This is a genomic window from Roseovarius sp. CAU 1744 (assembly GCF_039839345.1).
Lineage (GTDB): Bacteria > Pseudomonadota > Alphaproteobacteria > Rhodobacterales > Rhodobacteraceae > Roseovarius.
On sequence record NZ_JBDOQV010000001.1, the window covers coordinates 567,832 to 593,379 of the forward strand.

Below are 25,548 nucleotides of genomic sequence, written 5' to 3' on the forward strand. Positions count from 1 at the left end.
GCCTCAGAGGGCGCTCTTTTCGTTGGTTGACCAGGCTTCAGTTCAGCGCCTTGTCGGTGATCGCATGAGTCCAGGCTGCTTCGCCGGGATGTTTGGTGATGACCGGATCGGATCCGCCCGAGAGGAGCGACTGCACCGTGCGTTCGAAATCGGCCGGGTCCAGCGCGCCGTTCGATCCGGCGGTCAGCTTGGCGATCTCGCCCATCATCCGCTTCTGATGCTCTTCCGTCTGTGCGCCCGAGGCATCGTTGTCCAGGACGATCATTGCCGCTTCGTCCGGGTTCTCCTCGGCCCATTTCCAGCCTTTCATCGACGCGCGCACGAAGCGCACCATCTTGTCGACGAAAGCCGGGTCGTTGAGGTTTTCCTCCAGCACATACATGCCGTCTTCCAGCGTGGCGACGCCCTGATCCTCGTATTTGAACACGACCAGATCGTCGGGGGTCAGGCCCGCATCGATGATCTGCCAGTATTCGTTATAGGTCATGGTCGACACGCAGGCCGCCTGGCCCTGCAGGATCGGATCGACGTTGAAACCCTGTTTCAGTACGGTCACACCGTCCCCGCCGCCTTCAGTCGGGATACCCAGCTGGCTCATCCAGCTTAGGAACGGGTATTCATTGCCGAAGAACCAGACACCCAGTGTCTTGCCAGGGAAATCCTCGGGGCTTTCGATACCGGCATCCTTGCGGCAGGTCAGCATCATGCCCGAGCTCTTGAAGGGCTGCGCGATGTTAACCAGCGGCAGGCCCTTTTCACGGCTGGCCAGCGCCGATGGCATCCAGTCCAGCACCACGTCGGCACCGCCGCCGGCAATCACCTGGGCGGGCGCGATATCCGGGCCGCCGGGCTTGATCGTGACATTCAGGTCTTCCTCTTCGTAGAAGCCCTTATCCTGTGCGACGTAATAGCCGGCGAACTGCGCCTGCGTAACCCATTTGAGCTGCAGCGTGACATCATCCGCCGCCTGCGCAACCGACGCCCACGCGCCCATTGCGGCAAGCCCGAGTGATTTGGTGAGTCTATTCATCCGTATTCTCCCTAGTTGTTATCTTGTGTTCAGTGTCGCTGCGATGGATGCCAGAATGTCATTGTCTTTTCCAGAAGCGCAACCATTCCGTAGAATCCAGAGCCGACAATTGCCGCCACGACGATTTCGGCCCAGACCAGATCCATTGCCAGTTGCCCGACCGATGTGGAAATGCGAAACCCCATGCCGCGCACGGGCGAGCCGAAGAATTCGGCCACGATCGCCCCGATCAGCGCCAGCGTGGTGGCGATCTTGAGCCCGTTGAAGATGAAGGGCATGGCCGCTGGCAGGCGGAGTTTCAGAAGCGTTTTCCAGTACCCTGCCGCATAGGTGCGCATCAGGTCGCGCTGCATCGTGTCCGTGTCCTGCAACCCTTGCACGGTGTTCACCAGCATCGGAAAGAACACCATCACCACGACCACGGCCGCCTTCGATTGCCAGTCGAATCCAAACCACATCACCAGGATTGGCGCCATGCCGATGATCGGCAACGCGGCCACGAAATTGCCAATCGGCAGAAGGCCGCGCTGCAGGAACGGAAACCGGTCCACGGCAATCGCAACCAGGAACGCGCCGCCACAGCCCAGAACGTACCCCGAGAGCGCACCCTTCAGCACGGTTTGCACGAAATCTTCCCACAGAATAGCGGTCGATGCGGCGAACGTCTGGGCGATCTGTGTGGGCGCCGGCAGCAAGACCGGTGAAATCTGCAATCCGCGCACCAGTGATTCCCAGACGATTATCACCGTGATGCCGAACAGGGTCGGCACTGCCAGCCTGGTAAGGCGCGTGCGCGGTCTGCGCGCCATCCAGGCGTTTGCCTGCCACCCCGCAAGCCATGCGATGATGCCGAACGCGATCCAGCCCATCACGCCATCCCCATGCGTTTCAGGGTCATCCGCTGGAGCAGGCCGATCAGGCCGACCAGCAGCGCCGCAAGGGTTGCCGCCATGATCAGCGCGCTCCAGATCTGGATGGTCTGACCGTAATAGCTTCCGGCCAGCAGCCGCGCGCCCAGGCCCGCCACCGCGCCGGTGGGCAACTCGCCCACGATGGCGCCCACCAGGCTTGCCGCCATGGCAATCTTGAGAGAGGTGAAAAGATACGGCATCGAGGATGGCAGGCGCAGCCGCCAGAAGGTCTGGGACGGACTTGCGTTCCATGTGCGCATCTGGTCCAGCTGCATCGCGGACGGGCTGCGCAGCCCCTTGACCATGCCCACGACCACCGGGAAGAACGAAAGATACATCGAGATCATCGCCTTGGGCACCAGCCCCGAAATACCGATGGCGTTCAAGACCACGATGATCATCGGTGCGATGGCAAGGATCGGGATGGTCTGGCTGGCGATCACCCAGGGCATCACGCTCATGTCCATCGTCCGGTTATAGACGATGCCGATGGCCAGGGCGATGCCCAGCCCCGTGCCCAGCACGAAACCCAGCATGGTCGAACTGAAGGTGACCCAGCTGTGATAAATCAGCGAGCGCTTGGAGAAGGCGCGGCCACTGACCACCATTTCGCCGGTGGTTTTCCAGATCTCCACACCCACCTGATGCGGCGCCGGCAGCCTGGGTTTGTCCTGGCTCCAGGTGTCCGCCACCAGTTCGCTGAAACTCAGCTCGACACCGGCGCGCGTCGCCTTGTCCAGCGCCCAGGTTTTGTTGAGCTGGATCGCCGCCCCGTACCAGAGCAGGAATATAGCGGCGATGACCGTCAGAATGGGCAGGATGTTTCGCATCACGCGGCTCCTGCTTTCACTGTTCCACAAATACTCGGAAGCGACCGGCGAATTGCGCCGCTTTTCTTGAGTATTTTAAGAACGATGAAGGGAATGGGTGGTGATATCGGGTTACGGTACAGGCTGGAGAGCCGATGACCGTGAACGGTGAAAGCCCCCCGCCCGATCGAAAGGGCGGGGGCATTCCGGTAGGCCATGCGGCTACATCTCATCGGCATGCCCCGCCCTGAGCCCGTCGCGGACGCGGTGGGCGATTTCTATGAATTCCGGCGTGTCCCTGATTTCCAGCGGCCGTTCGCGCGGCAGGGTGCTCTCGATCACATCGGTGATCCGCCCGGGGCGCGGGGACATGACGACGATCTTGGTCGACAGGTACACGGCCTCGGGGATCGAATGGGTGACGAAGCAGATCGTCTTGTGGGTCGAGTCCCACAGATGCAGAAGCTGTTCGTTCAGGTGGTCGCGCACGATCTCGTCCAGCGCGCCAAAGGGTTCGTCCATCAGCAGGATATCGGCGTCAAAGGCCAGCGCCCTGGCGATGCTGGCCCGCTGCTGCATCCCGCCCGAGAGCTGCCACGGGAATTTCTTCTCGAACCCCGACAGTTCGACCAGGTCGAGGACGCTGCTGACCCGCTGGTCCTGATCGGCCCGGTCATAGCCCATGATTTCAAGCGGCAGGCGGATATTGCCGCCAATGGTGCGCCACGGATACAGCCCCGCCGCCTGGAATACATAGCCATAGGCGCGCGATTTCCGCGCCTCTTCGGGGCTCACGCCGTTCACGGTGATCGTACCCGCCGTTTGCCGCTCCAGATCGGCCATGACCCGCAGAAAGGTGGTCTTGCCACAGCCCGAGGGGCCGATGAAGCTGACGAAATCGCCCTTCTCGACGTCAAGGTTCACGTCCTTCAGCGCATGAACCGGGCCGTCATTGGTCTGGAAGGTCAGGCTGAGGTTTTCAGCGCGGATTACGGTCTGCTCGCTCAAGTGACTGGCTTTCTTCTCAGATCCCCGAGGGGATGTTCAACGGATCGCGTTCGATCATCTTGGGCGCGGTGAGGGCCTTCCATTTGCTCAGGGCTTCATGGGCCGAGGGGAAGGCGGGGCGGGGGACGAAGCGGCCGCGGCCCGGTTGGGGTTGCGAGTTCTGGCCCCAGGCCCAGATCACCTCGCCGCGCGAGATCGTGTAGCGCGAATTGGCCGTCACCTCGAATCCCTCGAACACGTTATAGTCAAGGATCGAATGGTGGTTCGAGGCTGAGATCGTCTTGGTAATTTTCGGATCCCACACGGTGATATCGGCATCCGCCCCTTCGACGATCGCGCCCTTCTTGGGGTAAATGTTCAGAATCTTGGCCACGTTCGTGCTGGTGGCTGCGACGAATTCATTGGGCGTCAGGCGGCCGGTTTCCACGCCGCGGGTCCAGAGCACCGGCATCCTCTCCTCCAGCCCGTTCGATCCGTTGGGGATGATCCGGAAATCCTCGCGGCCTGCACGTTTCTGTTCGGTGTCGAAAGCCGCGTGATCGGTGGCGACGACCTGCAGCGACCCGGCCTGCAGCCCGGCCCAGAGACTGTCCTGATGGTCCTTCGAGCGGAACGGCGGCGACATCACCCGACGCGCGGCATGGTCCCAGTCCTTGTTGAAATACTCAGATTCATCCAGCGTCAGGAACTGAATGAGCGGCTCTCCATAGACCCGCATGCCCTTCTGGCGCGCCCGCCGGATCGCCTCATGCGCCTGCTCGCAGCTGACATGCACGATATAGAGCGGCACGCCGGCGGCATCGGCGATGGTGATCGCGCGGTTGGCGGCCTCACCCTCGAATTCCGGCGGGCGGCTATACGCATGCCCCTCGGGGCCGGTGATGCCCTGGTTGAAATATTTCTCCTGCATCTCGGCCACCAGATCGCCGTTCTCGGCATGAACCATCGGCAGCGCGCCCAGCTCGGCGCAGCGCTTGAACGAGGCGAACATCTCGTCATCCTCGATCATCAGCGCGCCCTTGTAGGCCATGAAATGCTTGAACGAGTTGACGCCCATGTCGACGGCATCCTTCATCTCGTTGAAGATATCCTCATTCCAGCCGGTGATCGCCATGTGATAGCCGATATCCGAGCAGATCTGCGGCGCGGATTTGCGGTGCCATTCGTTGATCGCGTTCTTGATCGAACCGTCCGCACCGGGCAGGCAGAAATCCACCAGCATGGTGGTGCCGCCACAGGCCGCCGCCCAGGTGCCGGTCTCGAAGGTCTCGGCGGCGGTGGTGCCCATGAAGGGCATCTCCAGATGGGTATGCGGGTCAATGCCGCCGGGGATCACATAAGCGCCTTCGGCGTCGATATATTCGTTGCCCTTGAGGTCCTCGCCGATCTGCTTGATCTTCTCGCCCTCGATCAGAACATCGGCCTTCCACGTGCGATCCGCTGTGCAGACGGTGCCGTTCTTGATGACTTTGGTCATTTGCTAACTCCCTTTGCATCCTTGAAACATGGCTTTGGCTGTTCCTTGCCCGCTCTCGTTCGAAATGGAGGCTATAGCGATTGTGCAAGAACCGTCCTCAGCATGCCATGTTTTCGGTTGTCCCTCATAGAGCGATTTGAGTTCGCTTCCGACCGAGACATTGACGTAGTTCGTGGCCTTGATCGAAAACAAAGCAACTAGATCTGTTTCGCAATTTCGAAAACTGGGCTCGGCTTCGGTGACGGTGAAGAGGTCTCCGTTGCCCTTGCATCCGTCCTTCTTCAACAAGGTCAGCTTTTTGCGCATCAGGTCCTGAACCCGGACGAAGTTCTTGTCGTTGACCTCGCTGATGATCTCGAGGATTTGCGCGCGGCTGTCCTTGTCGTATTGGTCCATGACCGGCGGCTGATTGATGATGTCGCCATATTTCTCAAGCGTGTCGTAGGCGATTGCCAGTTCTCCGCTGCCTGCGCGCACACCACTTTCGTAGGATTGGCGATTGCCCAAGACGATCCCGATCGCAAATCCTGCTGCCAGAAAGGTGACGGCGGAGGCGATGTTTCCGAATGTCAGGAACTTGCTCAAGGGGTCACTCCACAATCCCCGCCGTCTCCACCACCGCGTGGAGCAGTACATCCGCGCCCGCCGTGGCCCAGTCTTTGGAAATCTCCTCGGCCTCGTTGTGCGAGAGGCCATCGACGCAGGGGCACATCACCATCGCCGTGGGGGCGACGCGGTTGATCCAGCAGGTGTCGTGGCCCGCGCCCGAGATGATGTTGCGGTGCGAATAGCCCAGACGTTCGGCGGCGTTGCGCACGGCGGTAACGCAGCCCTCGTCGAAGGTCACGGGATCAAAGCCGCCGACCTTCTCAAACGCGACGCTCAGCCCCATCTGGCCGCAGATCTCTGAGGCGGCCATGCGCAGCTTGTTCTCCATATCCTCGATCACGTCCTTGTTGGGCGAACGGAAATCGACAGTGAAAACCGCCTTGCCCGGGATCACGTTGCGCGAATTGGGGTAGATGTCGATATGGCCCGCGGCGCCCACCGCGTCAGGTGCGTGACCAAGGGCGATCTGTTCCACCATTTCCAGCACCCGCGCCATGCCGAGCCCTGCGTTCTTGCGCATCGGCATCGGGGTGGAGCCGGTGTGGCTGTCCTTGCCCTCGATCGTGACCTGCGTCCAGCTCAGGCCCTGGCCGTGGGTGACGACGCCGATATCCTTTTCCTCGGCCTCCAGGATCGGGCCCTGTTCGATATGCAGCTCGAAAAACGCGTGCATCTTGCGGCTGCCCACCGGCTCCTCGCCGCGCCAGCCGATGCGCTTGAGCTCATCGCCGAATGTCTTGCCCTCGGCATCTTCGCGCGCGTAGGCCCAGTCTTCCTCGTGGATGCCGGCAAACACGCCCGAGGCCAGCATGGCGGGGGCAAATCGGGTGCCTTCCTCGTTGGTCCAGTTGGTCACGACAATCGGGTGCCTGGTCTTGATGTCGAGGTCATTCAGCGTGCGGATCAGTTCCAGCCCTGCCAGAACGCCAAGCACGCCATCATACTTGCCGCCCGTCGGCTGCGTGTCGAGGTGAGAGCCCACATAGACGGGCAGGGCGTCGGGGTCGGTCCCTTCGCGCCGGGCGAACATGTTGCCCATCGTGTCGAGCCCCATGGTCATGCCCGCTGCCTCGCACCATTTCTGAAACAGCGCGCGCCCCTCGCCGTCTTCGTCGGTGACGGTCTGGCGATTGTTGCCGCCCGCAACGCCCGGGCCGATCTTGGCCATCTCCATCAGGCTGTCCCAAAGGCGGTCGCCATTGATTTTCAGGTTTTCGCCGGGGGCTGCGCTGGTTGCGGCCATCTGTTTCTCTCCCTGTCTCGGGGCATCTGCCGGCCCTCTTGCAATCGGTCACATCCTGACCGTATGGTCAAGAAGTAGACCACCACACCCTGACCAACTGGTCAAGATATTTCTGAGATTGCCCAAAGATGCCGCAAACCGCCCGACCGCTGAGCAAGAAAGAAATCAGGCAGGAGAATGAGCGCGTCATTCTTGAGGCTGCGGAAAAAGTCTTTGCAGAGGCGGGGTTTGGCGGGGCGACGATGCAGTTGATTGCCGATCTGGCGGGGCTGCCAAAGGCCAATCTGCACTATTATTTCCCGACCAAGGAGGCGCTTTACCGGCAGGTCGTTCAGGCAATTTTCCAGGACTGGCTGAAGGCTGCCGATATCTTTGATGACGCCCCGGGCCCGGTCGAGGGAATCGGCGCCTATATCGATGCCAAGATGGAAATCAGCCGGCGCCACCCCGCCGGGTCGAAAGTCTGGGCATCGGAGGTCATGCACCGGGCACCGGTGATCCAGGACTATCTGGAAACCACGCTGGTGGAATGGACCGAAGGGCGCATGGCGGTGATTCAGCGCTGGATCGACGAGGGCAAGATGGATCAGATCGACCCGCGCCACCTGCTCTACATGCTCTGGGCCACGACCCAGCATTATGCCGATTTCGGCCACCAGATCGAGACGCTGAATGGCGGCGCTGCCCTGAGCGACGATCAGTGGGAGGCTGCCAAGGCGTCGGTCAAGTCGATCATTCTCAAGGGGATCGGGGCCGAGAGCTAGCCGGTTGTCGTGCAGCCCGCTCTTTTCCCGGGGCCGGAAATGCCTCATTGTATGAACGAACACAGTACGCGGACGATTGCATGGCCAGCAGTTCCCCCACCAAGAAACCCAGCCGGATACAGCAGCGCAACCGGCTGATCATATTGGATGCCGCGCTCGAGGTGTTTTCGAAACATGGCTTTCGCGGTGCGACGCTGGATCAGATCGCCACGCAGGCCGGGTTGAGCAAGCCCAACATCCTCTACTATTTCGACGGCAAGGAAGACATCCATGTCACGCTGTTGAACCAGCTGATGGATACCTGGCTGGCGCCGCTGCACAAGATCGACCCGACCGGCGACCCGCTTGAGGAAATAATGCGCTATGTGTCCCGCAAGCTGGAAATGAGCCGGGAATTCCCGCGCGAAAGCCGCCTGTTTGCAAACGAGATACTGCAGGGCGCGCCGCGCATGGCGCCGCATCTGGAAAGCGGGTTGAAACCGCTGGTGGACGAAAAGGCGGCGGTGATCCAGCAATGGATCGACGCGGGCAGGCTGGCCCCGGTTGACCCCCGCCACCTGATCTTTTCGATCTGGGCGACAACGCAGCATTACGCCGATTTCGAGGCCCAGATCGAGGTGTTGATGGCAGGCACACCCGCGCATGAGGGCGCCGGTACCTATCTGGATGCGCTTTTCCGCAGGTTGCTTGTGCCCTGACGCATGTTTGCCCCGGTGCGACGGCGTATTAGGCTCCTTCCGGTACAAAAGCGGAGGCACGTCATGTCGGAAATTCGGCCCAATCTCATCGGTATCAATCACGTGGCGCTCGAGGTCGGCAATATCGACGCGGCACTTGCGTTCTACGGGAAATACTTTCGGTTCAACCTGCGTGGGCGTGGCGAGAGGGCGGCGTTTATCGACATGGGCGATCAGTTCCTGGCGCTGATGCAGGTGGACGATATCCAGACCGACGAAACCCGGCATTTCGGCCTTGTCGTCGATGATCGCGACGGGCTGCGCGCACGGATGGAGGCGGACGGCGTTCCCTTCGTGTCGGAAAAGCGGTTCGATTTCCTGGACCCTTGGGGCAACCGGGTCGAGATCGTCGCCTACCCGGATATCCAGTTCATGAAACGTCCGGAGGTTCTGGCGGCGATGGGGCAGGCCGGGCTGAGCAAGTCTGAAGCCGCGCTGGAAGAGTTGCGCGACAAAGGGATCGACACGCAGCGGCCTGTCTGAAAAAACCGGCGCCGCAAAACGGCGCCGGACAGCCCTTGTCGTCTATTGAGCGGGTTATTCCGCCGCGCAGGTGTTCGGATTGTTCGGGTGGGTCGTCCAGTTGGCGTATTCCTTTTCAACCACCTTCCCGGTGCGCGGATCGGTCATGCCGGGGGTCATCTGCTCCATCGTGATGCAGCCCTCGACCGGGCACACATTGACGCAGAGGTTGCAGGCCACGCATTCGTCGTCCAGCACCTCGAACACGCGGTCATCGGACATGGAAATTGCCTGATGCGAGGTATCCTCGCAGGCGGCATAGCACCGCCCGCAGCTGATACACAGATCCTGGTTGATCTTCGCCTTGGCGACGTAGTTCAGGTTCAGGTGCTGCCAGTCACTGCAATTGGGCACCGCGCGGCGCACGATCTGCGCGGTGTCGGTGATGCCCTTCTCGTCCATCCACTGGCTCAGCCCCGAGATCATTTCCTGCACGATCTTGAACCCATAGGTCATGGCCGCGGTACAGACCTGCACGTTGCCCGCGCCAAGCGCCATGAATTCGGCGGCGTCGCGCCAGGTGGTGATCCCGCCGATACCGCTGATCGGCAGGTCGGTCATTTCGGGTGAACGGGCGATTTCGGCCACCATGTTCAGGGCGATGGGCTTGACCGCCGGGCCGCAATAGCCGCCATGCGCTCCCTTGCCGTCGATGGTGGGTTCGGGCGCGAAGAGGTCCAGATCGACACTTGTGATCGAGTTGATCGTGTTGATCAGGCTGACCGCATCGGCACCGCCCTCCATCGCCGCGAGGGCGGGTTTGCGGATGTCGGTGATGTTCGGCGTCAGCTTGACGATAACCGGAAGGTCCGAGTGTTTCTTGCACCAATGCGCGACCTGCCCGACATATTCCGGCACCTGGCCCACGGCGCTGCCCATGCCGCGTTCGCTCATCCCGTGCGGGCAGCCGAAATTCAGCTCGACCCCGTCGCAGCCGGTATCTTCGACCCGGTGCAGGATCTCTTTCCACGCGTCTTCGTTCACCGGCACCATCAGCGAGGCTATGAGCGCGCGATCCGGGTAATCCTTCTTGACCCGCGTCATCTCTTCCAGGTTCACCTCAAGCGGTCGGTCGGTGATGAGTTCGATATTGTTGAGTCCCAGAAGGCGCCGGTCGGCCCCCCAGATCGCGCCGTAGCGCGGCCCGTTGACATTGACGACCGGCGGGCCCGCCTCGCCAAGTGTTTTCCAGACCACGCCGCCCCATCCGGCCTCGAAGGCGCGGCGCACGTTGTATTCCTTGTCCGTCGGCGGCGCCGAGGCCAGCCAGAACGGGTTGGGGGATTTGATCCCGATGAAATTGGATGTCAGATCAGCCATCGGCTTTCCTTTCCCTGTTGTCGCGTGCCTTATCCCGGCAGGCGAAAGATCATCTCGACCGGGGCGATATCCCCGGCTGTCAGATGCGTGACATAGTTTTCGATTTTTGTTTTGCCGGTTTCGTGCATCAGCAGGTGGATGCCCACGGGGGGTGGCCCGCCGGCCTCGGCGATGCGGGCAAGAACGCGGTCGAAGAATTCCCTGGCAAAGGCGGACCGGTTGCGTTCCGCCTGCAACTCGAACCCGGCGGCTTTGGCCGCAGCGCGGTAGATTTCGGGCGGCGTGACAAAGGAAAACGCCGCCTCTTCGGCCCAGGGGAACGGGAATGTCAGCGGCGTGTCCGACGCCCGCATGACGTCAAAGAGCGCAAAGGTGCCGCCCGGCGCCAGAACCCGCGCCGCCTCCTGAAACAATTTAGGTTTGTCCTCGATATTCATGCCGACATGGAACATCAGCGCCAGATCGGCGCTGTCGTCCGGCTCGGGAATGTCCAGCGCGCTGCCGACCTGAAACCGGGTAGCATCGGAAAGACCCACAAGACGGGACAACGCCGAGGCCGTGTCGACGAAATCGGGTGTCAGGTCGAAGCCGCGTACATGTGCGCCGGTACGTGCAGCGACATGGCGGGCAGCGCCGCCGATGCCACAGCCGATATCCAGCACACGGGTCTGCGGTGTGATCTCAAGCTGGTCCAGCAAGGCATCTGTGGCTTCCAATCCGCCGGTGTGAAATTCATCCACGGGCTTGAGGTCTTCAATTCCCGGCGCGTCGGGGTCAACACCGGATTGCTTCAGGGCCGCGCGAATGCTGTCGAGCAGGGTTTCGCCCGAATAATGCCGGGCAACAAGGGTCTCGATATCGGTCATGGCATAATTCCCTCCAGCGTTCTGAAATATGCCCTCAGCCTATCATTAAACCAGGGTTTCGTGGATATCCTCTGCCGCGTCACGCCCCTCGGCCACCGCGGTGACGGTCAGGTCGTCACCCCCGGCTGCGCAGTCGCCCCCGGCCCAGAAGCCGGCAATGCTGGTGCGGCCGGCGCCGGTGACGGCGATCTTGCGGCCATCCAGATCGGGCAGGTTGTCACCGGCGAGCGTCTGGCCAATTGCCTTGAACACCTGGTCCGCCGCAAGCCGGACCGTCTGGCCGGTCGGGGTCAGGTCGTCATCGGTGTATTCGAATTCGATCTCGCGGACGGCGCCGTTGCCATGCACGGCCTTGGGCGAGGCGTTGGTGATGATCCGCACCCCCTTGGACGCAGCCAGATCCTGTTCGAACTCGCTGGCATTCATCCGGTCGCGGCCCCGGCGATAGACCAGGCTGACATTGAGCGCGCCCAGCAGCTTGGCCTGCACGGCGGCATCCACGGCAGTCATGCCGCCGCCGACAACCACCACGTCCCGCCCGATCGGCAGGGCTGCCAGATCACTGGCTTGCCTGAGCTCTGCGATGAAATCGACCGCGTCCAGCACGCCGTCCTTGTCCTCGCCATCAAGGCCAAGCGCGTTGACCCCGCCAAGGCCGATGCCCAGGAAGACCGCATCGAAACCGGCTTTCAGTTGGTCAAGGTTCAGATCCCGGCCCAGCCTCTTGCCGGTTTCCAGCGTGATGCCCCCGATCTGCATCAGCCAGTCGACCTCGCGCGCGGCGAAACCGTCGACCGTCTTGTAGGAGGCGATGCCGAACTCGTTCAGCCCGCCGGGCTTGTCGCGGCCGTCGTAAAGCGTGACATCGTGACCTTTCATCGCCAGCCGGTGCGCGCAGGACAGGCCTGCGGGCCCGGCGCCCACAACGGCGACGGTTTTCCCCGTCGGCTCGGCCCGGGTGAACGGATGGGTGCCCTGGTTCATCAGCGTGTCGGTCGCGTAGCGCTGAAGCTGGCCGATCAGGACCGGCTTGCCCTCGGCGGCCTCGCGTACGCAGGCCTGCTCGCACAGGGTCTCGGTCGGGCAGACACGGGCGCACATGCCGCCCAGGATGTTCTGGCCCAGAATGGTTCTTGCCGCGGCCTCGGGCGTACCGGTCGAGATCTGCCGGATGAAAAGCGGTATGTCGATATCCGTCGGGCAAGCCGTGATGCAGGGCGCATCGTGACAGAAATAGCAACGATCCGCAGCGACAAGAGCTTCGTGATCTTCCAGCGGCGGGTGCAGGTCCGAGAAATTATCCGCATAGCCGGCCTGATCCAGCCGTCCAGCGGCGATACCGGGGGTCAGCGCAGTATTGGTCATGGCTTCCTCATGGGTGGCTTTCAGTTTCATTCAGTGTGCCACATTCTGAAATTTTATCAATTGGTAAAATTTTTTATTTTCAGAATCGCCAAACCAGCGCCGAAATCAGGGCCGGGCCACGATGACCGGATGACGGATTTTCAGGATGGCGCTTGATCGGCAAAGAGCGCGCTACTCGGACACTCGACGCGGCAATGCTCAGCGGGTTTTCTCGTGTTCGAACCTCTGCCGGGCGACAGCCTCGTTCTGGTCGGCCTTGTGCTGATCAAGCAGCGAGGTCTCGACATAGTTCAGATGTTCGGTGACGGCGGCGCGGGCAGCGCGTGGATCACGGGCCTGCAGGGCCGTATTGATCGCGCGGTGCTGCTCCAGCAGCATTTCACGGGTCAGGCGCTGCTTGAACATGACCTGCCGGTTGTAGAAAACCCCTTCGCGCAGCAGTTGAAACATCGAGCGCATCATGTGCAGCATCACCACGTTGTGACTGGCCTCGATGATGGCCATGTGGAAATCCGCGTCCAGCTGGGCCTCATCCCGCGGGTTGGGTTTGGCATGGGCGGCTTCCATCTTGTCGAAAATTGTCTGAATGACCTTCAGATCGGTGTCCGAAGCAAACCGCGCGGCGCGCTCGGCCGCCAGCCCTTCGAGATCGCGGCGGAAGGCGATGTAATCAATCGCTGCGTCGTCATGTTCGGCAAAGAGCTGGACAAGCGCGGGTGAGAACGCATTGCCCAGGACATCGGCCACGAAGATGCCCGCCCCGGCGCGGGTTGCCAGCAAGCCCTTGTTCTGCAGCTCAGCCACGGCCTCGCGCAGAGAGGGGCGGGAAACGCCCAGCCGTTCGGCCAGTTCCCGTTCCGCCGGCAGCCGTTCGCCAGGGCGCAGGATGCCGCGCAGGATCAGCTTTTCGATCTGCCGCGTGACCGCGGTCGAGAGTTTCTCAGGTGTGACTTTCTGGAAGGGCATCGGCGCGTCCTTGGTGATTGGTCAGATTGTATGACCACATGCGGCCCGGAACAAGCGCCCCCGGAACAAGAATCACCCATGCACAGGTCTCCCCTCGCCAAGAGGGCGGCGCCTGCGCTAGCAGTCTGCCGGTCGCCAGTCATCGCCCTGGTAGGGCAGGAATGCCTCGACCGCGGCAGTGGCGATCACCAATGTTTCACCGGTTTCGGGATTGGTCACGTTCTGCCCGCCCCGGACGGCGGAGACGCTGGCGCGGCCGCGCGGTAGCACCTTTGCCAGCGCATCCGCGTCGATCCTGTCCGGCTCCTGTACACCAACCGTTACCTGCACCCGCATCTCGGTATGGTCCAGGCCGGTTGTGTCGAATATCGGCAGGGTGGCGTGTCGAATGGCATCTTCGATCGCCCGTCGGGCGGCCTTGGTGTAATCCATCCCGTGCAGGTCGTTGCCCATGCCCATCTCGATGATGAAACGCTGATCGCTCATTGTTTGCGCGCCATGTCGAAACTCACGGAAATGGCGGCATTGGCAACCACCGTGGGATGGCCGTCTGGACGGGGAATGTCGAGCCCGCCGAACGATGTGGTGACATTGACCTGACCATAGGGAAAGATCCCGGACAGCGCGCCGGTATCCACCTTTTCCGGTTGCTGCACGGCGATTTCCACGTCGATCAGCATCGCCTCTTTTCCGAAACCGAAAAGCTCGGCCATGTTGATCGAATTGTGCCAAAGCGCGTCCTTGACAGCGCGTTTAGCAGCCTCGGTGTAATCCTGCCGGCGCAGGCTGCTGCCCATGCCGAATTCGGTCAATACGCGGTGTTTCGGCATCGCCCCCTCCTTGGTTGCGGCGAATTTGCGCAGCGTGGCAGAGAGACGCAAGCGCATTTTGGCATGAACGGTGACGGATAACAGTTTGTTAACCGGCTTGGCGGACCCTGCCGCCATGAAGCGATTGACAGCAGCGATGGTGATGGCCCTGGTTGGGTGTGACGCACCCGGTCCGGAGTTTCGCGACACACCCGCGACGCGCATCCATATCGGCAAGAGCAGCTTCGATATCCGGGTCAAGGGCACCCGTGCCGAGGCGATCCGCCTGAATACGGAATATGCCCCGCGCCTGGCGGCGGTCGCCCCGCGCGGCGTTTATGCGATCGAAAAGGTCAGCGGTTGCCGGGTGCGCAGGATTGAAGGTGATGCCGCGGTGATGCGGGCCTGGCTGGATTGTGGCGGGCGGCTGGAGCCGCTGCCGCGTGCGTTCGAATTCGAATGTTCGATCGATGTGGTCTACGAAAGCTTCGCGGACCTGACCTGCGAACCCATCTAACCCCGCTGTTCAAGCTGCCGCGCCAGACGCCTGCCGGCATGATGGGCGGCATTGGGGGGCAGGTCAGTCACAAATGGATTTCTCCATGAAGATGCTGGTTTCGTTTTCGGCATAGTCTCCGAATGCACCCCGCAGGCTGAAGCCGTGACGTTCATACAGGCGCACCGCCTGGGCCAGTTCCGCGCCGGTTTCAAGCCTGAGAACTGGCAGGCCGAGCCCTCGGGCCTGATCCTCGATCTGCCGCAGGAGCGCGGCGGCGACGCCCTTGCCGCGCGCCTCTTGGGCGGTGAACATGGATTTGACCTCGCCATACCCATCGCAAACACAAAGCGCGCCGGTGCCGATGGTGCGTTCGCCATCGCGGGCCACGAAGAAATGAATGTCGGGGCCACATAGCGCCTCGATGCCGAGCGAGAAGTTCTCCTCGGGCGGATAAAGCGCCTGCATCAGCGCCTGGCTCGCCTCCAGAAGCGTCTGGGGGCCGGGGCTGCGGGGGTCGGCAGGTTCAATCACGATCATGGGGTCGGGCTCATTCGATGGTAACTTCGGTCCTGGCTTCCATCGGTACGCCGTCCCGGGCCAGCTGCGTGTGATCATTGGCATTCAGCGTAACGTGGATGACGTGCCTGCCCTTGGGCAGCGCGCCAAGATGCACCCAGGGCGCGTAGGCCCGGGCGATCTTGACCCCGTTGACGTAGACATGGGCGTGGCCCTGGCCCGGCACGTGCGGCCCGTTCACGGCCTCCGGCGCGAAGGCGAAATTGGTGACGCCGATCTCCAGGTTCCGGCTTTGGGTGCCGTCGGGATGAAGCCTGATGGTCAGCACCGGATAGGGGCGAGCAGCCTCCGTAAGCTGATCGTGGGCCGGGCCGTCATGGGCATGTGCGCTGTGATCGTGGACACTGTCCGTGGGTTCGGGCGTACCGGCCCCGGTACCCGCAGCCAGCAGGAAACCCAATCCTGTACCAAAGAAAAGGCCGATTAGCAGAAAAATGAGCGGTCTGGGCATGAGACGGATTTTTTTGCGGAATGGGCTGACAGCGCAGCGGCGGCATCTGGTCCGCGAATGTCACATGGCCAGGGCGGTTTGGCAAGGCGTCCCCCGCGCGGGGTCGCCAAGGTGATACGAGGCCGGCAAGAACGTATTCTGCACATTGCCCGGGCCGGCTTTGGCTGCGGTCCGGGCAATGTGGAGCAGAAGATGCAGTTTAGCCGATGATCTCGACCAGCCGGCGCATCGGTGTGCCGAGTCGTACTTGCCCGTAGCGCGGCGTTGCCGAGGGCAGATCTAGCGTCACATTCTGCCGCTTCAGGCCGAGCTGGTTGTTCAATTGCACCTTGACCTGGTATCCCTTGGCGTTCGCAGTCGCGGATTGAATAATCCCCAGTACCTTGCGGTCCGAAGACACAAGGACAAGACCCACCAGACTGGCGGCAGAGACGTTTCGCTTGTTGGTTGCGCTGGAACTTCCGGTCGTAGAGCCGGTACTTGCGGTATCAGAGCTGCTACTGCTGCTGCCGGTGTTACCGGAGCTGCCGGATGTCCCACCGCCGACGCTTCCGCCGACGCTGGCACCGACACCTGCGCCAACACCTACGCCGATACCGCCGACGCTGCCGCCAACACCTGCGCCGACACCTGCGCCGACCCCTCCGGCACCAGCACCAACACCACCGCCGACACCAGCCCCGGCGCCAACACCCCCGCCGACACCCGCCCCTGCGCCAACACCACCGCCGGCACCTGCACCACCGGCACCAGCGCCGCCGCCAACGGCCCCGCCGACCGCCCCGCCGACTGCGCCACCGACGCCGCCAACCGCGCCACCGACGCCCCCGCCCGCGCCACCTCCGCCATTGTCGCCACCCCCACCCTCGGCCAGTGCGAATGTGTTTGGAATCAGAAGGCCCGAGGCCAGAATGAACGCTGGTAATATCTTAGATTTCTTAGTGGAAGTGATTGAGAACATGACTCAACTCCAATAGGTAATTGACGCCACCACCTCTCCTCTAAGTTTAGTTTCGAATGTGGCGATTTTATGCGGTTATCATCCCGAAGGCGTGCCGGATTGGTTCAAAGCAATTTGTTTTCGTTTTTTAGGAAACAATCTTTCCGAGTTCTGGGCGAAGGTGCGCGATAGCTGCCAATGAAACTAATTTCACTGGTTATTCTGGCCTGCAGGGCCGCTGCCTCATGACGCGCGGTTGTCTGCAGGATTTCGCCATCGAGCCCCATAATCTTGTGGATAAGTGGGCCGGATACGCCATATCCAGTGGTATTGCGTTGACAGATGAGGTTTCGCATCGTCACATTCCGAATGATACGGAATCATTTGACCAGGGCGCGATATTGCAGTTTTCCAAGCTCAGACTGACCGGCTTCAAGAGCTTTGTCGACCCGACTGACCTGTTCATCGCGGACGGGCTGACCGGGGTTGTGGGCCCCAATGGCTGCGGCAAGTCGAACCTGCTGGAGGCGTTGCGTTGGGTGATGGGGGAAAACCGGCCGACGGCGATGCGCGGCGGCGGCATGGAGGATGTGATCTTTGCCGGGGCCGCGACGCGGCCGGCGCGCAATTTCGCCGAGGTCAGCGTGCATATCGACAATGCCGACCGGCTGGCGCCCGCCGGGTTCAACGATGCCGATCATATCGAGATCGTGCGCCGGATCACCCGCGACGTGGGCAGCGCCTACAAGGTCAATGGCAAGGATGTGCGCGCGCGCGACGTGCAGATGCTGTTTGCCGATGCCTCGACCGGGGCGCACAGCCCGGCGCTGGTGCGGCAGGGCCAGATCAGCGAGCTGATCAACGCCAAGCCCAAGGCGCGACGGCGTATTCTGGAAGAGGCGGCGGGGATTTCGGGCCTTTATCAGCGCCGTCACGAGGCCGAGCTGAAGCTGAAAGGGGCGGAAACCAACCTGACCCGCGTCGATGACGTGATCGAACAGCTGGCCGGGCAACTGGCGCAGCTGGCGCGCCAGGCGCGGCAGGCGGCGCGGTACCGGGCGATCGGCGAAGAGCTGCGGCAGGCCGAGGGGCTGCTGCTCTATCGGCGCTGGAAAGAGGCGGACGAGGCCTGCGCCCGGGCCGAGGCGGAACTGCGCGAACGCACGACCGCGGCGGCACAGGCCGAAAGCGCGGCGCGGGAGGCCGCAAAGCTGCGGCAGAAATCCGACGAGGCCCTGCCGCCCCTGCGCGAGGAAGAGGCGATTGCCGCGGCCATCCTGCAACGCCTTCAGGTGCAGCGCGATACACTCAACGAGCAGGAAGCCGGGGCGCGCGACCGGATCGAAACGCTGCAGAACCGGATCGAGCAGCTTGCCCATGACATCGAACGCGAAAGCGGTTTGAATCGCGACGCGGGTGAGACCATCGAACGGCTGGAATGGGAAGCGACTGAGCTGAGCAAGGCCAGCGAGGGCCACGAAGCGCGCCTTGAAGCGGCGTCGGAGGAAGCGCGCGACGCGGCAAACATCCTGCAGCAGCGCGAAAGCGATCTGAGCCAGTTGACCGAAGACGTGGCCCGCTTGGCCGCGCGCCACCAGTCGGCGCAACGCCTGTTGAGCGACAGCCGGAAGACGCTTGAGAAATCCGAGGCCGAGGCCGCGCGCGCCCGTGACGCCGTGGCCGCCTCGCAGGAGGCGCTGGAGAAGGCGCGCACGGATCACGACGCCGCACAGGTATCCGAACAGGCTGCCATCGCCGCATCGCAGGCCGCGGAGGACGCGCTGATTGCCGCCGATGATGCCAGGGCAGATACCCAGGCGAAAGAGGCCGAGGCGCGCGCCGAGCGTTCCGAGGCGGAAGGCGAAGTCAATGCGTTGCGCGCCGAGGTCACGGCGCTCGCCAAGCTGGTCGAGCGTGACACCGCCGAGGGCGGGCAGATCATGGACCGGCTCAAGGTCGACTCTGGATACGAAAAGGCGCTCGGGGCGGCGCTGGCCGACGATCTGCGCGCCCCCGAGGTCCGCGGCGATGGCCCGTCGGGCTGGGTCGCGCTGGCGGGCTATGCGCAGGCGCAGCCACTGCCCGACGGGGTCAACGCGCTGTCGAACTATGTGTCAGTGCCCGAGGTTCTGGCGCGGCGGATGAGCCAGATCGGGCTGGTCGAGGCCGAGGATGGCCCGCGGCTGCAGGCCGATCTGAAACCCGGCCAGCGGCTGGTCAGCCTTCAGGGCGACCTCTGGCGGTGGGACGGGTTCCGCGCCTGGGCCGAGGATGCACCAAGCGCGGCGGCGCTTCGGCTGCAGCAACTCAATCGCCTGGAAGTCCTGAAACAGGAGCTGGAACATGCCACGGCGCGGGCCGATGGTGCGCGGCTGGCGCATGAGGCATTGGGCGTCAAGCTGGCCGATGTCACCAAGGCTGATGCCGATGCACGCCAGGCCCGGCGCCTGGCGGATGTGGCGGTGAACGAGGCCAACCGGGCGCTTTCCAGGGCCGAGGCTGACCGAAACCTGGCGCAATCGCGGCTGGAGTCGCTGGGGCTGGCGGTCACGCGCCACGAAGAAGAAGCGATGAGCGCGCGTGCGCAGCTGGCCGAGGCCGAGAAAGGCCTGGCTGATCTGGGGGATCTGGACGCGGCGCGGGCCGGTGTCGAGGACGTCAAGATGACGGTCGAGGCCGCGCGCATGACGATGATGGCGAAACGGTCGTCGCATGACGAACTGCGCCGCGAGGGAGAGGCCCGGACACGGCGCGCGCAGGAGGTCACCAAGGAGCTCAGCGGCTGGCGGCACCGTCTCGAGACCGCCGAGAAACGCAGCACCGAACTGGCCGCCCGCAAGGAAGCGTCCGAGACCGAGCTGACCCAGGCGATGGCCGCGCCCGACGAGATTGCCGCCAGGCGCAGCGAACTGGGCGCAGAGATCGACAAGGCCGAGGCGCGCCGGGCAGAGGCCACCGATGCATTGTCTTCCGCCGAGGCCGCTGCTCGGCAGGCTGTCGAGGCCGAACGGAACGCGGAGCGGACCGCCAGCGAGGCACGCGAGGCACGGGCGCGGTCCGAGGCGCGGTTCGAAGCCGCCCGCGAGACATTGGGCCACGCGGCCGATCGCATCAGCGAAGACCAGGAGACCACCCCCGACCGCCTGTTGGAGACGCTGAATGCAGATCCGCAGAACATGCCCGCCGCGGATGCGATCGAGGCGGATGTGAACCGGCTGAAACGCCAGCGCGATGCGTTGGGGGCAGTAAATCTGCGGGCCGAGGAAGATGCCCGCGAGGTCGAAGAAGAACATCAGTCACTGCTCACGGAAAAGACTGACCTGGAAGAGGCGATCAAGACACTGCGCAGCGGCATTGCCAGCCTCAACCGCGAAGGACGCGAGCGGCTCTTGACCGCGTTCGAGCAGGTGAACAGCAATTTCTCGATGCTGTTCAAACACCTGTTCGGCGGCGGCGAGGCCAACCTCGTGATGGTCGAAAGCGACGATCCGCTGGATGCGGGGCTGGAGATCATGTGCCAGCCGCCGGGCAAGAAACTGGCGACGCTGAGCCTGTTGTCAGGGGGCGAACAGACCCTGACCGCGCTGGCGCTGATCTTTGCCGTGTTCCTGGCCAACCCGGCGCCGATCTGTGTGCTGGACGAGGTCGATGCTCCGCTGGACGATGCCAATGTCGGCCGGTTCTGCGACCTGCTGGACGAGATGTGCCGCCGGACCGAAACGCGCTTTCTTATCATCACCCACCATGCGGTCACGATGAGCCGGATGGACCGGCTCTTTGGTGTGACGATGGCGGAGCAGGGTGTCAGTCAACTGGTCAGCGTCGATCTCAAGAAAGCCGAGCAGATGGTCGCCTGAGGCGATCGCCCGGAGGCCGGCTAACTGCTGTTCAGCGACTGCCCCGGGAATGACGGGCGATTCCGATGCCGAAGGGGCAGTGCAAGAGATGGTCCAGCCCGACCCCTTGTCGCAGCGTATTTGCCTCCTGGAGGAGAGGCAAACACAGCTTGGCTGACAAGGGGCCGGACCGCCATCGGGCTGTGCGCCCATCCCGCACTCTCCCAATGAGGACGGATGACAGCCGTTTGGTCCTTGGCTGTGGCGCTTGCGCGATCGTCCGCGTTTCTGCCGAAATGACCGATGGCGATGGCCACAAGGATAATCGCCGCGCCGGGGATCAGGCCGGGCCCGGGATCTTCGCCCAGCAGGATCATCGCGATCAGGATCGCGGCCAGCGGTGAAAATGACGTGGCCAGAGAGACATCTTCGGCGCGGGCATGTTTCAGCCCGTAATTCCAGGCGATTTGCCCCAAGACGATGACGATGAACGCATAGAGCCAGACCCATTGCCAGACGACCGGTTCGAAGATGCCTTGGAACTGGGTGGGGCCGAACAGTGCCGCGACGAGCAGGAAATACAGGCTGGCACCGATCACCGTGCGGAACACCGCAAAGATGCCGATGGGTGCGTCGCGCAGCCCCGCGCGCGTCACGATGGTTGAAGCGATGAAGGAAAGGGTCGCGGCCACGGTGGCCACTTCTCCCTTGCCCAAGGTGAACGTGCCCGCATTGCTGCCGGTGCCGATCACCACGATTGCGCCGGCAAGCGCAATGAGACCCGCCAGCATCGCCCAGGGATTCAGGCGTTCACGCAGCAACAGCCAGGTCGCCAGAAGAAAGAGCGGCGGTTCGATCCGGCCCACCAGCACGATATTGGTCACCGTCGTATGTTCGAGCGCATAGAAGAACAGGCCCGGCGTCAGGACCGAGGACAGGATGGCGGAGACGATCAGCAGACGCCAGTGGCGCGGCGTCAGTCGCCGCAGCTTGGCCCGGGTCAGATCGCGGCGGTAGAGCAGCACCATCGGCAGCAGGGAAAGCAGCGAGCCGATCAGGTAGAGATTGGTGTAGGTGATCGCATTGCCGCCCCCGGCCAGCGGGTTGGCCTCGCCGATATTCACGAGGAGTGTCACGATCGAGTTGGACGCGGCATAGATGAACACCGCAACCCAGGCCGCCATCGCGCCAAGGGCTGCCTTCGAAGGCGCGGACAGGCCGAGCTGTCGCGCGATCCCGTCATTCAGGTGAATTGTGCCGTTCCGTATCATGTTCTGTCCAACGGGCGCATGCCCTTGCTTGTGTGCAGTTGGAATAGATACGGTTGACCGCCCGAAATAATTTCATGTTGGCGGTAAAATAGATATCACGGCGCTGTGATTACCTAAATATATATAAAAAACAATGCCTTGAAGATCTTCTCGCGTCATCACAGGCGTGAGAGATGTGTTACATTTCTGATAATGCGTGCCGCTGAGACGTTCCGCGGCGGCGGGCAATGTTTCACAGTCTGGACAACAGCGCCTTGGTCGGCCAGGCATCGGCGGGCAGTCCAAGCTCGGCCTGAACGGCCTGAACGGCGGCGCGTGTCCCCGCACCCAGGATGCCGTCGATCTTGCCCACGTCATATCCGCGATCCGACAGTTTCCGCTGCAGCTGTTTCATCTCTGCCCCGTTGAGACCGGGATCTGGATTGCCCGGGGTAAAGATTGGTGACCCCTGGAGGCGGTTGGCGAAATAGGCGGCGGTCAGGACGTAGGTAAAGCTCTGGTTCCACTCGAAATAGACGTTGAAATTCGGGTAGGCCAGAAAGGCCGGGCCCTTGCGGCCCTGCGGCAGGATGATGCTGGCGGGCAGGGGGCCCGCGATCTTGCCGTCAAGCGAGGTGACCCCAAGGGCAGCCCATTCCGATGCGGGTCTCGTGGTGCGCAATCCGGTCTGGGACCAGTCCAGATTGTCCGGAACCGAAACCTCCTGCAGCCAGGGCTCATGCGGGTGCCAGCCCAGATGCGACAGCATCTTGGCGCCGGACAAAAGCGCGTCAGGTGCGGAAGTCTTGAGGCTTATCTTGCCGTCGCCATCGCCATCCACGCCGTTGTCCAGGATGTCCTGGGGCAGCATCTGGACCATGCCGATTTCACCGGCCCAGGCGCCGGTGGTGTTTACGGGGTCGAAATCGCCACGCTCAAAGAGTTTCAGCGCGGCAAAGACCTGCGGGCGGAAAAGCTCGGGACGGCGGCAATCATGGGCCAGCGTAACGAGGGCATTCAGCGTGTTGAAATCCCCCTGGAACGAGCCGTAATCGGTCTCGAACGCCCAGAAGGCCAGCAGCACACCCGGGGACACGCCGTAATCGTCGATGATCCGCTTGAAGGTGCTTTCGAACTCCTGCACCTTGGCAGCCCCGGTATTCAGGCGGCTTCGGCTGATGAGGCGGCGCGAAAACTCGGTGAAATTCAGTTGAAAGACACCTTGCCGCCGGTCCGCGTCGATAACCTTCTGATCTGGTTTGACCGTGGCGAAGAAGCGATCGACGCTGGTCGCACCGTGGCCGAGTGCAATCGCTTCGGCCTTCATGTTCTTGACGAAACTGTCGAAACTGCCGCCACAGTTTGCGTGAGCGGCAAGGGGAGCCAGACCGATGGCGGCGACAAGACTGAGGATGCGCATGATCTCTCCGGGCCATTTCAATCCGGCCAAACTAGGGGCGGCATCAGCCTATGACAACCGCGGCGGCCATAATTGCAACGAGCGCTGTTGCCCATGTGCGCCACAGCGCGGCGCAGGCGGCGTCGATCTCGGGCGCGCCGATCGCGGTCTTGCCGGTGGCGTTTACATAGGGAAAGTCGCGCATCTGCCCGTCATAAGAGCGTGGTCCCGACAGCGCCACCCCGAGCGCCCGGGCCATGGCGGCCTCGGGCCAGCCGGCATTGGGCGACCGGTGCAGGCCGGCATCGCAGGCAATCGCCTGCCAGTCATGCGCCCGGTGGCTGAGCGCGATCATCGCCGCTGTCAGTCGCGCGGGGATCAGGTTCAGCAGATCGTCGAACCGCGCGGCGGCCCAGCCGAATTCTGCATAGCGTTCGTTGCGATAGCCGATCATGCTGTCAGCGGTGTTTGTGATCTTGTAGAGCAGCAATCCGGGCAACCCGCCGATCAGAAACCAGAAGGCAGGAGCGATCACCCCGTCAGAGAAGTTTTCGGCAGCTGATTCAATGGCGCCGCGCGCAATCGCGGGTGCATCCATCCCGGCGGTGTCGCGCCCCACGATCATGGCCACGGCCAGCCGTCCATCCCCCAGCGAGATCCGCAGCGCATCCGCCACCGCCCGCACGTGGTCCACCAGCGATTTATGCGCCAGCAAGATCGCGAGGACGATCAATTCGACCAGCGCGCCGAAACATGACAGCACGTAACCCAGCAGGATCGCAGCGCCCGCCAGCATGATTACCGCCAACATGCCGCGCGCCCTTCGGGCGCTGCCCCTGTTCAAGTGCCGATCAACCTGACCCACCAGGCGGCCCATCAGCACCGCAGGATGCGGCACGCGGGACCAAAGCCAGCGCGGCTCGCCCAGCACCGCGTCCAATATCATCGCCAGTGCGAGAACCAGCGCCGCGCTCATAAAGCGGCCTCAAGCTGTTGCCAGCGATCCGGTCCGGGCAGGCCAAGGCGGAACAGCGTGTTGGAATAGGGGAAGATGCGGGACCAGACATGGTGGCGCGCAAACCGGTCCTGCCAGGCGGCGGCGTCATTCACACGGTAGAGACGAAAGAGCGTCGTTCCCCCCTCGAGCGAGGCGCCTGCGGACAGCATGAGCGTATCCAGCCGATCCGTGTCCCGCTGCAGACGGTCCCGTGTGGCCTGCGCCCAATCGGAATCGCGCAGGGCGGCGGTGGCGATCACCTGGGCGGGGCCGGAAACCGGCCAGGGCCCCAGCATCTGCGCGAGCCTTTCGATCAGGTCGGTTGGCCCGATCGCAAAACCCAGGCGCAGCCCCGCCAGACCCCAGAACTTGCCAAAGCTCTTCAGGACGATCCGCCCCGGCTGATCCGCGAAGGCCACCATCGACCGCGCCGGATCCACGTCGGCAAAGCTTTCGTCGATCACCATGAAGGACGCGCTCAGGTCCGCCGGGCTGTACCAGTGGCCCGTCGGGTTGTTGGGATGCACGATGACCTTTGCCTGCGCGCCGTCCTGGCCTTGCCGCCAGCCATGTGCGGAAAACGCGGCAGCGTGTTCATTGTAGGTGGGGGCGGGGATGTCGACGACACCGGGCGGCGTCAGGCCCGGCAGGCGGGCAATCAGCGCCGACGCCCCCGGCGCCGCAAGTACGCCGCAGCCATCCGGTATGCGCCAGAATGACCGCGCGGCCTGTTCCAGCGCGGCCGCAGCAGCGTGGTCGGGCAGGTTGTTCCACGACTGCGCGGGGATTTCCGGCAACGGGTATGGCTGCGGGTTGATCCCGGTCGACAGATCGAGCCAGGCGGCGCGCTCTCCGCCGTAAAGCACGATTGCGGCATCCACACCGCCGCCGTGGTCTCGGGCTGGCTTCATTGCCTTCGGACCCTTTCTTTATTGGGATCGGATGTCATCATGGGCCAAACTGCCTACCGAATCCCGGCTCTGGTTTCTGCCGTGTTTTCACGGGCTTGAGTCAATTCTCAGGTACGAAACCGGTCATCCCGGCTCATTCCGGCGGAATTTCGCGCAATTCGCCCGCTTCGGCAACCGGCGTCGAACACAAACTGCAACCGTTAATCATTTGTTAACGAATGGGGTCAATCACGGAAGGTGTTGGTATAGGTAT

26 protein-coding genes are annotated in these 25,548 nt (G+C 62.8%); 5 read left to right on the forward strand and 21 right to left on the reverse strand.

Annotated features, from left to right (window positions below):
* Positions 1 to 37: 37 nt before the first annotated feature.
* The 7 genes from AAFO92_RS02770 to AAFO92_RS02800 all read right to left on the reverse strand — a co-directional run bounded on the left by AAFO92_RS02770 (position 38) and on the right by AAFO92_RS02800 (position 7,087).
* The gene (locus AAFO92_RS02770) at positions 38 to 1,030 is read right to left on the reverse strand and encodes an ABC transporter substrate-binding protein (protein WP_347533121.1); all 993 of its coding nucleotides are present in this window, start codon (positions 1,028 to 1,030) and stop codon (positions 38 to 40) included.
* A gap of 29 nt (positions 1,031 to 1,059) precedes the next feature.
* A complete protein-coding gene (locus AAFO92_RS02775; protein WP_347533122.1) occupies positions 1,060 to 1,899 on the reverse strand; it encodes an ABC transporter permease in 840 nt (279 codons plus the stop codon).
* A complete protein-coding gene (locus AAFO92_RS02780; RefSeq protein ID WP_347533123.1) occupies positions 1,899 to 2,771 on the reverse strand; it encodes an ABC transporter permease in 873 nt (290 codons plus the stop codon). Before AAFO92_RS02780 ends, AAFO92_RS02775 begins: the two co-directional genes overlap by 1 nt.
* Positions 2,772 to 2,972: 201 nt before the next feature.
* Positions 2,973 to 3,758: an ABC transporter ATP-binding protein gene (locus tag AAFO92_RS02785; RefSeq protein WP_347533124.1), complete on the reverse strand. Its 786-nt coding sequence runs from the start codon at positions 3,756 to 3,758 to the stop codon at positions 2,973 to 2,975.
* A 16-nt stretch (positions 3,759 to 3,774) separates the two neighbouring features.
* Positions 3,775 to 5,235: a dihydropyrimidinase gene (gene hydA / locus AAFO92_RS02790; RefSeq protein ID WP_347533125.1), complete on the reverse strand. Its 1,461-nt coding sequence runs from the start codon at positions 5,233 to 5,235 to the stop codon at positions 3,775 to 3,777.
* 3 nt (positions 5,236 to 5,238) lie between these two features.
* On the reverse strand, positions 5,239 to 5,820 hold the full coding sequence (locus AAFO92_RS02795; protein WP_347533126.1) for a hypothetical protein: 582 nt from the start codon (positions 5,818 to 5,820) through the stop codon (positions 5,239 to 5,241).
* 4 nt (positions 5,821 to 5,824) lie between these two features.
* A complete protein-coding gene (locus AAFO92_RS02800; RefSeq protein ID WP_347533127.1) occupies positions 5,825 to 7,087 on the reverse strand; it encodes a Zn-dependent hydrolase in 1,263 nt (420 codons plus the stop codon).
* Positions 7,088 to 7,215: 128 nt separating this feature from the next.
* Between AAFO92_RS02800 and AAFO92_RS02805 the strand changes: the two genes are divergently transcribed.
* The 3 genes from AAFO92_RS02805 to AAFO92_RS02815 all read left to right on the forward strand — a co-directional run bounded on the left by AAFO92_RS02805 (position 7,216) and on the right by AAFO92_RS02815 (position 9,071).
* On the forward strand, positions 7,216 to 7,851 hold the full coding sequence (locus AAFO92_RS02805) for a TetR/AcrR family transcriptional regulator (RefSeq protein ID WP_347533128.1): 636 nt from the start codon (positions 7,216 to 7,218) through the stop codon (positions 7,849 to 7,851).
* 80 nt (positions 7,852 to 7,931) lie between these two features.
* Positions 7,932 to 8,549, forward strand: coding sequence for a TetR family transcriptional regulator C-terminal domain-containing protein (locus AAFO92_RS02810; RefSeq protein ID WP_347533129.1), 618 nt, complete (start codon positions 7,932 to 7,934; stop codon positions 8,547 to 8,549).
* 63 nt (positions 8,550 to 8,612) lie between these two features.
* Complete coding sequence (locus AAFO92_RS02815; RefSeq protein ID WP_347533130.1) at positions 8,613 to 9,071, forward strand: VOC family protein; 459 nt, start codon at positions 8,613 to 8,615, stop codon at positions 9,069 to 9,071.
* A gap of 54 nt (positions 9,072 to 9,125) precedes the next feature.
* On the opposite strand, the gene preA is transcribed toward AAFO92_RS02815, so the two are convergent.
* From preA to AAFO92_RS02845, 6 genes are all read right to left on the reverse strand, one after another.
* Positions 9,126 to 10,430: an NAD-dependent dihydropyrimidine dehydrogenase subunit PreA gene (gene preA / locus AAFO92_RS02820; RefSeq protein WP_347533131.1), complete on the reverse strand. Its 1,305-nt coding sequence runs from the start codon at positions 10,428 to 10,430 to the stop codon at positions 9,126 to 9,128.
* A gap of 29 nt (positions 10,431 to 10,459) precedes the next feature.
* A complete protein-coding gene (locus tag AAFO92_RS02825) occupies positions 10,460 to 11,296 on the reverse strand; it encodes a methyltransferase domain-containing protein (protein WP_347533132.1) in 837 nt (278 codons plus the stop codon).
* Between the two features lie 45 nt (positions 11,297 to 11,341).
* Positions 11,342 to 12,661 (reverse strand): NAD(P)-dependent oxidoreductase, encoded by a 1,320-nt coding sequence (locus AAFO92_RS02830; protein ID WP_347533352.1) that lies wholly within the window; start codon positions 12,659 to 12,661, stop codon positions 11,342 to 11,344.
* Positions 12,662 to 12,859: 198 nt separating this feature from the next.
* Positions 12,860 to 13,627, reverse strand: coding sequence for an FCD domain-containing protein (locus AAFO92_RS02835; protein WP_347533133.1), 768 nt, complete (start codon positions 13,625 to 13,627; stop codon positions 12,860 to 12,862).
* A gap of 117 nt (positions 13,628 to 13,744) precedes the next feature.
* A complete protein-coding gene (locus tag AAFO92_RS02840) occupies positions 13,745 to 14,113 on the reverse strand; it encodes a Lin0512 family protein (RefSeq protein WP_347533134.1) in 369 nt (122 codons plus the stop codon).
* On the reverse strand, positions 14,110 to 14,457 hold the full coding sequence (locus AAFO92_RS02845) for a Lin0512 family protein (protein ID WP_347533135.1): 348 nt from the start codon (positions 14,455 to 14,457) through the stop codon (positions 14,110 to 14,112). Before AAFO92_RS02845 ends, AAFO92_RS02840 begins: the two co-directional genes overlap by 4 nt.
* Positions 14,458 to 14,572: 115 nt before the next feature.
* On the opposite strand from AAFO92_RS02845, the gene AAFO92_RS02850 reads away from it, so the two are divergent.
* Positions 14,573 to 14,953 (forward strand): hypothetical protein, encoded by a 381-nt coding sequence (locus AAFO92_RS02850; RefSeq protein ID WP_347533136.1) that lies wholly within the window; start codon positions 14,573 to 14,575, stop codon positions 14,951 to 14,953.
* Between the two features lie 63 nt (positions 14,954 to 15,016).
* Here AAFO92_RS02850 and AAFO92_RS02855 read toward each other — a convergent pair whose 3' ends face one another.
* The 4 genes from AAFO92_RS02855 to AAFO92_RS02870 form a co-directional block, all read right to left on the reverse strand.
* Entirely contained in the window at positions 15,017 to 15,472 is a 456-nt protein-coding gene (locus AAFO92_RS02855; protein ID WP_347533137.1) for a GNAT family N-acetyltransferase, read from the reverse strand.
* A 10-nt stretch (positions 15,473 to 15,482) separates the two neighbouring features.
* On the reverse strand, positions 15,483 to 15,962 hold the full coding sequence (locus AAFO92_RS02860; RefSeq protein ID WP_347533138.1) for a hypothetical protein: 480 nt from the start codon (positions 15,960 to 15,962) through the stop codon (positions 15,483 to 15,485).
* A 199-nt stretch (positions 15,963 to 16,161) separates the two neighbouring features.
* Positions 16,162 to 16,362 (reverse strand): hypothetical protein, encoded by a 201-nt coding sequence (locus tag AAFO92_RS02865; protein WP_347533139.1) that lies wholly within the window; start codon positions 16,360 to 16,362, stop codon positions 16,162 to 16,164.
* A gap of 185 nt (positions 16,363 to 16,547) precedes the next feature.
* The gene (locus tag AAFO92_RS02870; RefSeq protein ID WP_347533140.1) at positions 16,548 to 16,820 is read right to left on the reverse strand and encodes a hypothetical protein; all 273 of its coding nucleotides are present in this window, start codon (positions 16,818 to 16,820) and stop codon (positions 16,548 to 16,550) included.
* 483 nt (positions 16,821 to 17,303) lie between these two features.
* On the opposite strand from AAFO92_RS02870, the gene smc reads away from it, so the two are divergent.
* Positions 17,304 to 20,759: a chromosome segregation protein SMC gene (gene smc, locus AAFO92_RS02875; RefSeq protein WP_347533353.1), complete on the forward strand. Its 3,456-nt coding sequence runs from the start codon at positions 17,304 to 17,306 to the stop codon at positions 20,757 to 20,759.
* A 20-nt stretch (positions 20,760 to 20,779) separates the two neighbouring features.
* Here the strand turns inward: smc and AAFO92_RS02880 are convergent, their stop codons facing one another.
* The 4 genes from AAFO92_RS02880 to AAFO92_RS02895 form a co-directional block, all read right to left on the reverse strand.
* Positions 20,780 to 22,009 carry a DMT family transporter gene (locus AAFO92_RS02880; RefSeq protein WP_347533141.1) on the reverse strand — a complete coding sequence of 410 codons (1,230 nt, stop codon included), beginning with the start codon at positions 22,007 to 22,009 and terminating at the stop codon, positions 20,780 to 20,782.
* Between the two features lie 232 nt (positions 22,010 to 22,241).
* The gene (locus AAFO92_RS02885; protein WP_347533142.1) at positions 22,242 to 23,408 is read right to left on the reverse strand and encodes a lytic murein transglycosylase; all 1,167 of its coding nucleotides are present in this window, start codon (positions 23,406 to 23,408) and stop codon (positions 22,242 to 22,244) included.
* 43 nt (positions 23,409 to 23,451) lie between these two features.
* On the reverse strand, positions 23,452 to 24,363 hold the full coding sequence (gene cbiB, locus AAFO92_RS02890; RefSeq protein WP_347533143.1) for an adenosylcobinamide-phosphate synthase CbiB: 912 nt from the start codon (positions 24,361 to 24,363) through the stop codon (positions 23,452 to 23,454).
* Positions 24,360 to 25,295 (reverse strand): threonine-phosphate decarboxylase, encoded by a 936-nt coding sequence (locus tag AAFO92_RS02895; protein ID WP_347533144.1) that lies wholly within the window; start codon positions 25,293 to 25,295, stop codon positions 24,360 to 24,362. The genes cbiB and AAFO92_RS02895 overlap by 4 nt, the downstream gene beginning before the upstream one ends.
* Between the last annotated feature and the right edge of the window lie 253 nt (positions 25,296 to 25,548).

What these genes read in the sequence shown, in the direction of transcription:
- AAFO92_RS02825 (WP_347533132.1), bottom strand. Translation starts at nt 11,296, where the DNA reads ATGACCGATATCGAGACCCTTGTTGCCCGGCATTATTCGGGCGAAACC.
- AAFO92_RS02815 (WP_347533130.1), top strand. Translation starts at nt 8,613, where the DNA reads ATGTCGGAAATTCGGCCCAATCTCATCGGTATCAATCACGTGGCGCTC.
- hydA (WP_347533125.1), bottom strand. Translation starts at nt 5,235, where the DNA reads ATGACCAAAGTCATCAAGAACGGCACCGTCTGCACAGCGGATCGCACG.
- AAFO92_RS02800 (WP_347533127.1), bottom strand. Translation starts at nt 7,087, where the DNA reads ATGGCCGCAACCAGCGCAGCCCCCGGCGAAAACCTGAAAATCAATGGC.
- AAFO92_RS02855 (WP_347533137.1), bottom strand. Translation starts at nt 15,472, where the DNA reads ATGATCGTGATTGAACCTGCCGACCCCCGCAGCCCCGGCCCCCAGACG.
- AAFO92_RS02895 (WP_347533144.1), bottom strand. Translation starts at nt 25,295, where the DNA reads ATGAAGCCAGCCCGAGACCACGGCGGCGGTGTGGATGCCGCAATCGTG.
- AAFO92_RS02880 (WP_347533141.1), bottom strand. Translation starts at nt 22,009, where the DNA reads ATGATACGGAACGGCACAATTCACCTGAATGACGGGATCGCGCGACAG.
- AAFO92_RS02835 (WP_347533133.1), bottom strand. Translation starts at nt 13,627, where the DNA reads ATGCCCTTCCAGAAAGTCACACCTGAGAAACTCTCGACCGCGGTCACG.
- preA (WP_347533131.1), bottom strand. Translation starts at nt 10,430, where the DNA reads ATGGCTGATCTGACATCCAATTTCATCGGGATCAAATCCCCCAACCCG.
- AAFO92_RS02840 (WP_347533134.1), bottom strand. Translation starts at nt 14,113, where the DNA reads ATGAGCGATCAGCGTTTCATCATCGAGATGGGCATGGGCAACGACCTG.
- cbiB (WP_347533143.1), bottom strand. Translation starts at nt 24,363, where the DNA reads ATGAGCGCGGCGCTGGTTCTCGCACTGGCGATGATATTGGACGCGGTG.
- AAFO92_RS02830 (WP_347533352.1), bottom strand. Translation starts at nt 12,661, where the DNA reads ATGACCAATACTGCGCTGACCCCCGGTATCGCCGCTGGACGGCTGGAT.
- AAFO92_RS02860 (WP_347533138.1), bottom strand. Translation starts at nt 15,962, where the DNA reads ATGCCCAGACCGCTCATTTTTCTGCTAATCGGCCTTTTCTTTGGTACA.
- AAFO92_RS02885 (WP_347533142.1), bottom strand. Translation starts at nt 23,408, where the DNA reads ATGCGCATCCTCAGTCTTGTCGCCGCCATCGGTCTGGCTCCCCTTGCC.
- AAFO92_RS02780 (WP_347533123.1), bottom strand. Translation starts at nt 2,771, where the DNA reads ATGCGAAACATCCTGCCCATTCTGACGGTCATCGCCGCTATATTCCTG.
- AAFO92_RS02845 (WP_347533135.1), bottom strand. Translation starts at nt 14,457, where the DNA reads ATGCCGAAACACCGCGTATTGACCGAATTCGGCATGGGCAGCAGCCTG.
- AAFO92_RS02775 (WP_347533122.1), bottom strand. Translation starts at nt 1,899, where the DNA reads ATGGGCTGGATCGCGTTCGGCATCATCGCATGGCTTGCGGGGTGGCAG.
- AAFO92_RS02810 (WP_347533129.1), top strand. Translation starts at nt 7,932, where the DNA reads ATGGCCAGCAGTTCCCCCACCAAGAAACCCAGCCGGATACAGCAGCGC.
- AAFO92_RS02770 (WP_347533121.1), bottom strand. Translation starts at nt 1,030, where the DNA reads ATGAATAGACTCACCAAATCACTCGGGCTTGCCGCAATGGGCGCGTGG.
- AAFO92_RS02850 (WP_347533136.1), top strand. Translation starts at nt 14,573, where the DNA reads ATGAAGCGATTGACAGCAGCGATGGTGATGGCCCTGGTTGGGTGTGAC.
- AAFO92_RS02805 (WP_347533128.1), top strand. Translation starts at nt 7,216, where the DNA reads ATGCCGCAAACCGCCCGACCGCTGAGCAAGAAAGAAATCAGGCAGGAG.